8 protein-coding genes and 2 pseudogenes are annotated in these 8,801 nt (G+C 57.1%); 6 read left to right on the top strand and 4 right to left on the bottom strand.

What is annotated here, in order from left to right:
- Positions 1-521 (bottom strand): annotated as a pseudogene (locus AAAC48_RS12080) (heavy metal translocating P-type ATPase); the annotation flags it as partial.
- 976 nt (positions 522-1,497) lie between these two features.
- On the opposite strand from AAAC48_RS12080, the gene AAAC48_RS12075 reads away from it, so the two are divergent.
- From AAAC48_RS12075 to AAAC48_RS12065, 3 genes are read left to right on the top strand one after another with little or no spacing between them, the layout of a single operon-like run.
- Positions 1,498-1,800 (top strand): FMN-binding protein, encoded by a 303-nt coding sequence (locus AAAC48_RS12075; protein ID WP_340654406.1) that lies wholly within the window; start codon positions 1,498-1,500, stop codon positions 1,798-1,800.
- A 24-nt stretch (positions 1,801-1,824) separates the two neighbouring features.
- Positions 1,825-2,547, top strand: a complete 723-nt coding sequence (locus AAAC48_RS12070) for an FAD:protein FMN transferase (RefSeq protein WP_340654405.1) — start codon at positions 1,825-1,827, stop codon at positions 2,545-2,547.
- Entirely contained in the window at positions 2,544-4,055 is a 1,512-nt protein-coding gene (locus AAAC48_RS12065; RefSeq protein ID WP_340654404.1) for an RnfABCDGE type electron transport complex subunit D, read from the top strand. The genes AAAC48_RS12070 and AAAC48_RS12065 overlap by 4 nt, the downstream gene beginning before the upstream one ends.
- A 10-nt stretch (positions 4,056-4,065) precedes the next feature.
- Here the strand turns inward: AAAC48_RS12065 and AAAC48_RS12060 are convergent, their stop codons facing one another.
- Genes AAAC48_RS12060 through AAAC48_RS12050 form a run of 3 tightly spaced genes read right to left on the bottom strand, consistent with a single transcriptional unit; the run spans position 4,066 to position 6,403 of the window.
- The gene (locus AAAC48_RS12060; RefSeq protein ID WP_340654403.1) at positions 4,066-5,412 is read right to left on the bottom strand and encodes a HAMP domain-containing sensor histidine kinase; all 1,347 of its coding nucleotides are present in this window, start codon (positions 5,410-5,412) and stop codon (positions 4,066-4,068) included.
- The gene (locus tag AAAC48_RS12055) at positions 5,409-6,074 is read right to left on the bottom strand and encodes a response regulator transcription factor (protein ID WP_340654407.1); all 666 of its coding nucleotides are present in this window, start codon (positions 6,072-6,074) and stop codon (positions 5,409-5,411) included. Before AAAC48_RS12055 ends, AAAC48_RS12060 begins: the two co-directional genes overlap by 4 nt.
- The gene (locus AAAC48_RS12050) at positions 6,074-6,403 is read right to left on the bottom strand and encodes a PepSY domain-containing protein (RefSeq protein WP_340654402.1); all 330 of its coding nucleotides are present in this window, start codon (positions 6,401-6,403) and stop codon (positions 6,074-6,076) included. Before AAAC48_RS12050 ends, AAAC48_RS12055 begins: the two co-directional genes overlap by 1 nt.
- 128 nt (positions 6,404-6,531) lie before the next feature.
- On the opposite strand from AAAC48_RS12050, the gene AAAC48_RS12045 reads away from it, so the two are divergent.
- From AAAC48_RS12045 to AAAC48_RS12035, 3 genes and pseudogenes are all read left to right on the top strand, one after another.
- Positions 6,532-6,837, top strand: coding sequence for a hypothetical protein (locus AAAC48_RS12045; RefSeq protein ID WP_340654401.1), 306 nt, complete (start codon positions 6,532-6,534; stop codon positions 6,835-6,837).
- Between the two features lie 430 nt (positions 6,838-7,267).
- Complete coding sequence (locus tag AAAC48_RS12040) at positions 7,268-7,963, top strand: VIT family protein (RefSeq protein WP_340654400.1); 696 nt, start codon at positions 7,268-7,270, stop codon at positions 7,961-7,963.
- Between the two features lie 23 nt (positions 7,964-7,986).
- Positions 7,987-8,278, top strand: a pseudogene (locus AAAC48_RS12035) (carboxypeptidase); the annotation flags it as partial.
- Positions 8,279-8,801 lie beyond the last annotated feature (523 nt).

Raw genomic sequence — 8,801 nt, 5'->3', positions numbered from 1 at the left:
GTCAGCGCCGATTGGTCCAACAGAGCAGAGCCGGAGAAGACAACCCCGTCGACCGGGATAACTTCGCCGTGTCGGATCAGGAGCCTGTCGCCTGGAGACAACATCTCAATGGGGACTTCTTCGAGCTGGTTGCCGCGGTAGCACATTGCGGTTTGCGCTACTCGGCCCAGCAACGCCGTCATTTCCTTTGCTGCCCTGCCGGATGCGAAGGCTTCAAGCAGCTGTCCTCCGGCGTACATGAGTGCAACGACATTCGCCGCCAGGGTTTCGCCAAAGGCCAGTGCAACCGTCATGGATAAGGCAGCAACGATGTCGAGGCCGAAATCGCCGTGAAGCATTGAACGTCCTGCCTGGAAAAGCAGTGCGATCAAGACCGGAAGCGTTGCGGCCGCCCATACGAGCTGCGGCTCTGACGGCCAGCTCGTCAATTTTACTGCGAACCCGGCGACAAGCCCACTGACTGCAATCGCGACCAGTATTTGATCCATATGATCAGCCAGCGCCCCAGAAAAGCGGCTCATAGAGCGAACATTCTTCGGGCTTTCGCAGACAGTCAAAGCGTTTTCCTAAATGGGGGTGCGATCGCTCATGCCACACAGCATGATCCTAATGCACAGCCCATGCGCGAATTAGTCGTTAAGTAACAGGTTTCAGAAGAATACCTGCCGTCCCAGTGGTTTCCAAACGTCCTTCGCATAGATCCGCAGTCGCCCATCTGATTGTTCAACACGAGCCAGCATCATCAAATCAGTTTTTCTTCTGGCAAAACCCTCGTGCTGACCACGACAGGAGCATTTCCGCGAATTCTGCAATTTGATAATGTTCTTGTCTCGACCCCCGACTCAACCAATCGAAACCGTAAGATTGGGAGATCGTTACGCCTCCATCCATCTCCTTGAGCACCGGAGGGCTGTCGAAAAGCCCAAATCTCTCCATCAACGTTGCATCGGGCGGCTGACATTATCGAAAGCTAATTATTCGTAGTGGGCGCTGACAGCCAATTGTCAGCTCAGGCGTGGGATATTGCGTTGTTGACGGCCGAGCCAGCGACCGTCGCCACACGAGCCGCTGTTAGAAACGAGGACATCGATGAAACGACTAGCCCTATCCATTTTTGTGATCACGGCGTCCGGCGCCTATGTTTTGCATCAAGTTGCGAACATGCCAGCCGACGATCTGTTACGTTCAGCACGCGCGGCGAGTGCCGAGAACCCAGTTGGGCCACTGGAGCAGGTCCCTGGTCAGCCCGCTGCCAACCCTATGCCCCCAATTTGGCCAGCACCCGCTGATGCGCTCGGATCAAGATCAACCACATTGCCTTCGACCGGGCAACCAGATGCAACAGCCTCCAAGCCGTCGCCGATTCATTTCAAACCAGTCGACTTGAACGTGATGTGGAACAGGCCTTCCGTACCTGCAACCACCGCGGATTACATACAGACACATAGATCTGGGCCTGATGACACGGAAGGGCCAGCGCGTGTGGTGCGCGCTACGATGACTGCCCGAGCCAGCGGTTATGTCGATGGTGTTTATACCGGCCCAGCCGCAGACGCCTATTACGGTTTGGTTCAGCTTCAGGCGGTGATCGAGAATGGTCGACTATCTGCCATAAAAATCCTCCAATATCCCTCCGATCGCCGAACATCCGTTTACATCAACCGTCAGGCTTTGCCTCTGCTTCGGGACGAGGCAGTCTCGGCCCAGAGCGCGAAAGTCGACATCGTATCAGGCGCGACACTGACCAGCAGGGCGTTCATCCGCTCGCTTGGCGGCGCGCTGAAACAAGCTGCATTGTGACCGATGCGTAGAACGCGAATCCTTATGGGTATGCCGATCACCGTCGACGTGACCGCAGCCGTTGACGGTGCAGTCGTTGACGCGGTTTTCGCATATTTTGAAAGTGTGGATCGGCGTTTCAGTACCTATATTGCCGAAAGCGAGATCCAAGCGATTAATCGTGGCGAGCTCACTTCGGCCGAGTACAGTGACGAGATGCGCGAGGTCTTGGCCCTTGCCAAACAAACGAAAAGCGAGACGGATGGATTTTTTGACATCCGCCTCGCGGAGGGCTCGATCGACCCATCAGGAATCGTCAAGGGCTGGGCAATCCGAAACGCGGCCAGGATCATCATCGATTCGGGCGCGCGCGACTTCTTCATTGATGCCGGCGGTGATATCCAGTCATCCGGCAGGAACGTCGCGGGAAGTAATTGGAGTGTCGGCATTCGCAGTCCGTTTAACGCGGACGAGATCATCAAGGTCATCTATCCACGAGGACGCGGCGTCGCAACATCGGGCACCTACGTGCGCGGCCAACATATCTACAACCCCCATGCGCCTGGACGCTTGATAGACGAAATCATCAGTTTAACGGTCATCGGCCCCGATGTGCTTGAAGCTGATCGGTTTGCTACGGGTGCGTTCGCCATGGGCCGAGCCGGGATTCACTTTATTGAACGGATGCCAGGTTTGGATGGCTACGTCGTCGACAGCGTAGGCCGCGCCACCCTGACCAGCGGCTTTGGAGCCTATTGCGAGCCATGATTCGATTTCTCGAGCGTAAACTTGACCGTCTCACAATGTATCGCCTGATGCTCTACTATTTAGAGGCGCTATTGGGGGCGGCATTCGTGTTCGGCTTTTTTCAACTCGTGCCACACGAGCCGACCGCAATAGCATTCTCGGCAACCTTGATCCTCGCCACGTGCTCCGTCACCAACTTCATCTTCGCTCGTGTTTTTAGCGTGCCGGCCAACACCGAGTCGGTCTACATTACCGCTCTCATTCTCGCTCTTATCCTGGACCCAACGACTGCGTCGGATACAAAGGCGATCGGCGCAATGATCTTTGCTTCCGTGTGGGCGATGGCTTCCAAATTCATCCTTGCCATTGGCAGGAAGCACATTTTGAACCCTGCGGCGTTCGGCGTTGCTCTGTCGGCATTGCTTATTGATCAGCCGCCGTCTTGGTGGATCGGCGGCAACCTCGCCCTGCTTCCGCTGGTCCTCATTGGCGGACTTTTGGTCGTTCGCAAGCTGAAGCGATTCGACCTGGTGACAACGTTCGTTCTGGTGAATTTCGCAACGGTTCTGTTAACCACCAATCCTGCACAATATCAGACGGCCCTTATCGAAACCGTCCGGTCTTCTCCGCTCTTCTTCTTCGCATTTGTCATGTTGACGGAGCCGTTGACTGCGCCCACGATGCGCTGGCCTAGCCTGGCCTTTGGGGCGATTGTAGCATTCCTTACTGCGCCCAATATCCACATCGGTTCATTCTATTTTACGCCCGAAGTCGCTCTTCTCGTTGGGAACCTTTTTGCCTATACAGTCGGCCCTAAGGGACGCTTCGTGCTAACACTGGAACGTATCGAACAATCTGCCCTCGATACCTATGATTTCATATTCAGGTCGCCGCGTCGGTTGCCGTTTCAAGCGGGCCAGTATCTCGAGTGGACGCTGGGCCTCGATGACCCGGACAAACGTGGAAACCGCCGCTACTTCACAGTCGCTTCATCCCCGACAGAAGAGACGATTCGTCTCGGCGTTAAGTTCTATTCCAAATCCAGCGCGTTCAAGCGTGCACTGGCCACAATGATTCCGGGTGAAAGGATTTACGCGTCCCAGCTATCTGGCGATTTTACACTTCCGGCTAACCCCAACGAGAAGATTGCCTTTCTGGCCGGCGGCATCGGCATCACACCGTTCCGAAGCATGGTGCAGTCCCTCCTTGACCACGATGAAGCGCGGCCGATCGTGATTATCTACGGCATTGAGACCAAACAAGACATCGCCTATCGGGAAACATTCGAGGCCGCGCAACGCAATCTCGGCATCCGAACGATCTATGCCGTCGCCCGAGGTGCAGAAAAGGGACAATACTGCGGACGCATCGATGCCCGGCTCGTGCAGGCCGCAGTCCCGGATTATCCCGAGCGAACTTTCTACATCTCCGGACCTCAAGCAATGGTAAGGACGCTTCGCGAAATGCTACGATCATTAGGCGTACGTCGTTCACGGATCAAGGTGGACTATTTCCCCGGATTCGGTTGAGACGGCAGGATCAGCTGTGCCACGGAAGAAATAGGGTGACAGTCAGCCCCGGCTTGCCGTCCGTCAGATTCAATCGACCACCGTACGCGTCGACAATATCGGAGACGATGGCCAGGCCAAGGCCGTTACCGCTGCCTTTCCTGTCGAGCTGAACACCACGCGACAATGCCAATTTCCTTTCCGTGTCAGGAATGCCGGGACCATCGTCGGCAACCACGATCACCACCCCGCCCTCACTGAAAGACCCCTCCATACGCACGGAATTCTTTGCAAACCGTGCCGCGTTCTCAATCAGATTGCCCAGGATTTCGGAGAGATCTCCTTCATCGACGGGCGCGGTGAGCTTTTCTGCGACATCGACAGCAAACTGCAATCTCCTGCCTCGGGGCGTGCGCTCCACGACCCCTACTATGCTCTCGGCGATGTCCAGGACTCCGCACTCCGTCTTGCCGGTAATGTCGGGAGCAAGGCGTGCTCGCGCGAGCTCCACGTCTATATGGCGCCTGATTGTCGCGAGGCTCTTCTCGATCTCGTTGGCCAAGTCTGCTTCACCCTTTCGGCGCAATAGACGGATGTCGGCTGCAAGAACCTGCAACGGTGTCTTGAGACCGTGCGCGAGATCGGTTGCACGCGAGCGGGCACGCGCAAGCGCCTTCTCCTGCATCTCGAGAAGGCGATTGATCTCATCGGCAAGAGGCTGAACTTCGCTCGGTGCAGAACCGTCGAGCCGTGCGGTTCGCCGGCTGATAACGTCGCTGACCGCACGACGCAATTTCTCAAGCGGGGTAAGACCGACCGTGATCTGAGTGAAAAAAGCTGCGGTCAGGACACACGCAAGGAGGACAATTGCGGGCGCCAGCTCGCGGACATACTCGCTTACCGACGTCTGGATTGTCCGATGGTCCTCCATCACCGTGGCGCGAAAGGATCGTCCGTTTGGCTCGGTAATTTTGCGAGTGACCGCGATGGCGATCGTGCCATCGGGACCAGCTGTCTCCTCCACATTGACGCTGCCATCGCCCGACTGATCGGCAAGCCTTGCAATGGTTGCATCCCACAGCGATCGCGACCGAGTGAGGTCGCCGGAGGCAAGGTCTTCGACCTGCCAGTAATATCCCGACAAGGGCGTTTTGAAACGCGGGTCGGTGAAGACCGGTGTTACCGATAGCTTGCCGGCACCAGTAAAGCTCGTCGCGCTAATCAGTTCGTTGAGGTCAACGGTGAGTTCGCTGACCACACGCCTCTCAACATGACGTTCGAACAAGAAGCGCAACCCGATGCCGGCGATTGCCAGCGCGATGAGAATGGAGATCGTTGCCGCTGACCAAAGCCTGATACGGATCGAGTTTCCCATCATACGGAATCGTCCGGCACCAGATAGCCAAATCCGCGCCTCGTTTCGATGACCTGGCTGCCCAGCTTGCGGCGTAGACGCGCCACGATCATCTCGATCGCGTTCGGATCGCGTTCGTTTCCGGAATCATAAAGGTGTTCGGCCAGTTCCGTCGGCGCGACCACCCGCCCGGCGTGATGCATGAGAAATCCGAGCAACCGGTACTCTAGAGGTGACAGCGCGATAGGCACGCCGCGAAGCGATATTCGCATCTGGCGTGTATCCATCAGCAATGGCCCTGATCGCAAGACGGGCGTTGCTTGTCCGGTCGAGCGACGAAGCAGCGCTCGAATTCGCGCCAGCAGCTCCTCCATCTCAAAGGGTTTGGGAAGGTAGTCGTCGGCTCCCGCATTGATACCCTCGACGCGCTCGGTCCAAACGCCCCTGGCAGTCAGAATGAGGACCGGAAATCGGCGGGCGTTGTCCCGCCATCTTCGAAGCACGGTGAGTCCGTCAAGTTTGGGCAGGCCCAGGTCAAGGATGGCGGCGTCATAGTTCTCAACATCGCCGGCAAACCACGCCCGTTCTCCATCGTTAACAACATCGACCGCCATGCCCGACAATTTCAGCGTGGCGGCAATGTCTGCTGCGATCCGTGGCTCATCTTCGACAAGGAGGATTTTCATCAATCATTGCCCTCGTCGCGCATCACCGATCCTGCACGCCCATCAACATGAACGATCCTGCGGCGGCCGTCCGGTGTCACAACCTGGAACCGGTAGACCCATCGGTCTTCACGCCGAATGAGGTCGATCGCCACGACGTCTCCAGGAACCTCGGCGCGCACCACAGCAAGAATATCCGACAGGCTCCGTATATCTCCTTGTTCATGCAGGTCTCTGGCACGGTCATGGTCCTCATCGTCCTCATTGTCACCCGCGCCAGCCGCAAGTGGCATTGCCAGGAGAAGGCCAACCAGGGCTAAGACAGAGAAGCGTTTCAGTCTCGTCTTCATGGGTGAAATTTGTCGCATAAGGAAGCTGTCAATTTGCTGTCAACCCTTCACGGCCGGCTGCAAGCGCCGATCTTGTAGCAAGATCTCATCGCGCTCAATCATGGCCGAAATAGAAGGATATCAGAACCATGCGCAAATTGTTGATCTTGCTTGCCAGCCTGGGATCGCTGGCGACCTTCACCTTTCTGGCCCTGCCGGCTGCCTCCGAACCGAAGTGTGCCGGCTGCTCAGTCAAATCTGCGGACGCCCCGCTTGACTTGGGAGCAATCCCGATGAAACCCATCAATGGCCATCAATCGATCCAGGGTATTTCGATCAGCGATGAAAGTGACGACATGCCGACTTTCGGTAGTGACGGCGCTAATCTCGATCGTTCTTTAGTCAATGCAGAAGACAATGGAACGTCACACGAGGGGCTTGACGAGGACGACTAGGAAGCCAATTCGTGACGGCGGCGTGTTCGCCGTCATCACCGAAGCTGCCCTTGGACAAAACGACTGGGATCATCACCAGTTTTCGTATCAAGCTGGGCCATCGGTTCGGGTTTGCGCTGGATCAATGCCAATCGATAATTCTCGCCTAAGACTTTTGTTTGTCTGAGATCCGGACGTTGGATACTTTGGCTCCTGGCTGCAAAAGAAACCTCCGCTCTGCTGGTTGATTTCCCAACAAGAAGGATCCTGAACATTGGCTAATGGCGGCAATCTGGAACACACGGGCAGCGCGCATGCGATAAGGCGAGACAGCCCGCCAAAAATCATCTCCATCGATTAAGCTTCTCCACGAGAACGTCTGCAAATACGGGACAATCTCCAACACTGTCGCGGAAGCCACCAGACTTGAAGGCGTGATCCGGAGAAAGACATGAGCCGTCTGCATAGTGAAAACCATCTGGTCTCGCGCATAGGCTGGTTGCGCGCTGCAGTTCTGGGAGCAAACGACGGAATCGTTTCGACAGCGAGCCTGATTGTGGGCGTCGCGTCTGGTTCTGCCGTAAGTTCGCAAGTTCTCCTATCTGGAATAGCGGGGTTGGTCGCGGGAGCAATGTCAATGGCGGCCGGCGAATTTGTATCGGTCAGCTCGCAGTCTGACACGGAAAAAGCCGACCTTGACCGCGAACGCATGGAACTAACGACGCAGCCCGACTTTGAGCGGGAAGAACTCGCGCAGATTTATGTAACGCGCGGCCTCGAGCCGGAGCTTGCTCGCCAGGTTGCCAATCAATTGATGGCGACGGATGCCCTTGGTGCGCATGCGCACGACGAACTTGGCATTACCACAATGACCGCAGCGCGCCCGATTCAGGCGGCACTGACTTCAGCTGCGACCTTTTCCATAGGCGCGGCCATGCCACTCGCGATGGTATTGGTCTCACCCACATCCATGCTGGTCCCCATCGTCTCCATCGCCTCTCTGCTCTTCCTTGCCCTGCTTGGCGCGATCGGCGCGAAAGCAGGTGGCGCAGACGTCGTTAAGGCCACACTGCGCGTTACGTTTTGGGGCGCATTCGCCATGGCACTCACCGCGGGGATCGGCGCACTTGCTGGTAGCGCGGTCTGACTAAGCGCGCGTGCCTCGTCACCCAATACCTGCTGGGCGAAAGTTACGGAGGCTTCCGGGCGGCGAAAGTCGCGTCAGTGCTTCGAAGGGATCAGGGAATCCTCGTCAGTGGGATTGTTATGTTGTCGCCCCTTCTCGAGGGGCAACTGCTGTTTGGCGCAAATCGGTTTGCGTTGGGAGCGGCTCTAGATGCTGCCCTCCTTTGCAGCAGCCGAGCTCGAGCGACGTAGGCTCAGCCAGGACGCTATTAGAGACGCAGAGCGATTTGCCTTGACCGAATACCTCGCGACCCTCGCCGGACCGCCACCCGTCGGCGACGGCGCCCGCTCCTTGCGCGGTGGCTGGCGAGAGACCGCTTAGGTGAAGGTTTTTCGATGCGGGCCGCGGCGCGCGGGTTCGGGCTGGGGTTGATATCGGCCCGCGTTGGAAAACCTCCCAAGGAGGAAGCCGCGGGGGCTGGTCCTATGGGGAAAGCGCGGGACTGGCGGTGATCGGCGGGCACGACAGCAGCAATCGGGGTGGCCCAGAAGCTACCGATGATGTGATAGGGGTTGGTTCTTGAGGTCGTCTGCCGTTGTGTCTCGGCAATTTTGCCGTGTTCGGCAGACGCACTCATTTCAAACTGATCCATTAGCCCGCTTTGCCGAGCTCGGAATTGGCGCAGGCAAACATTTTGATGCTGCGAAGCTCGGAGCTACTTAATGACTCGATGTAGCCGCAGGTGCGAAAACCCGCCCTTTGCCTTGCGCAGAATTTCCGACAGGCCGTTTGGCTTTTGTGGCCGCTTTGGCATGTCCCGGTGCACTTGCTGCAACATATCCATGGATGCCGTTTCTCG

This window comes from Phyllobacterium sp. (assembly GCF_037994405.1).
In the GTDB taxonomy this organism is placed as follows: domain Bacteria; phylum Pseudomonadota; class Alphaproteobacteria; order Rhizobiales; family Rhizobiaceae; genus Phyllobacterium.
This window is presented reverse-complemented; position numbering and strand designations above follow the sequence as displayed.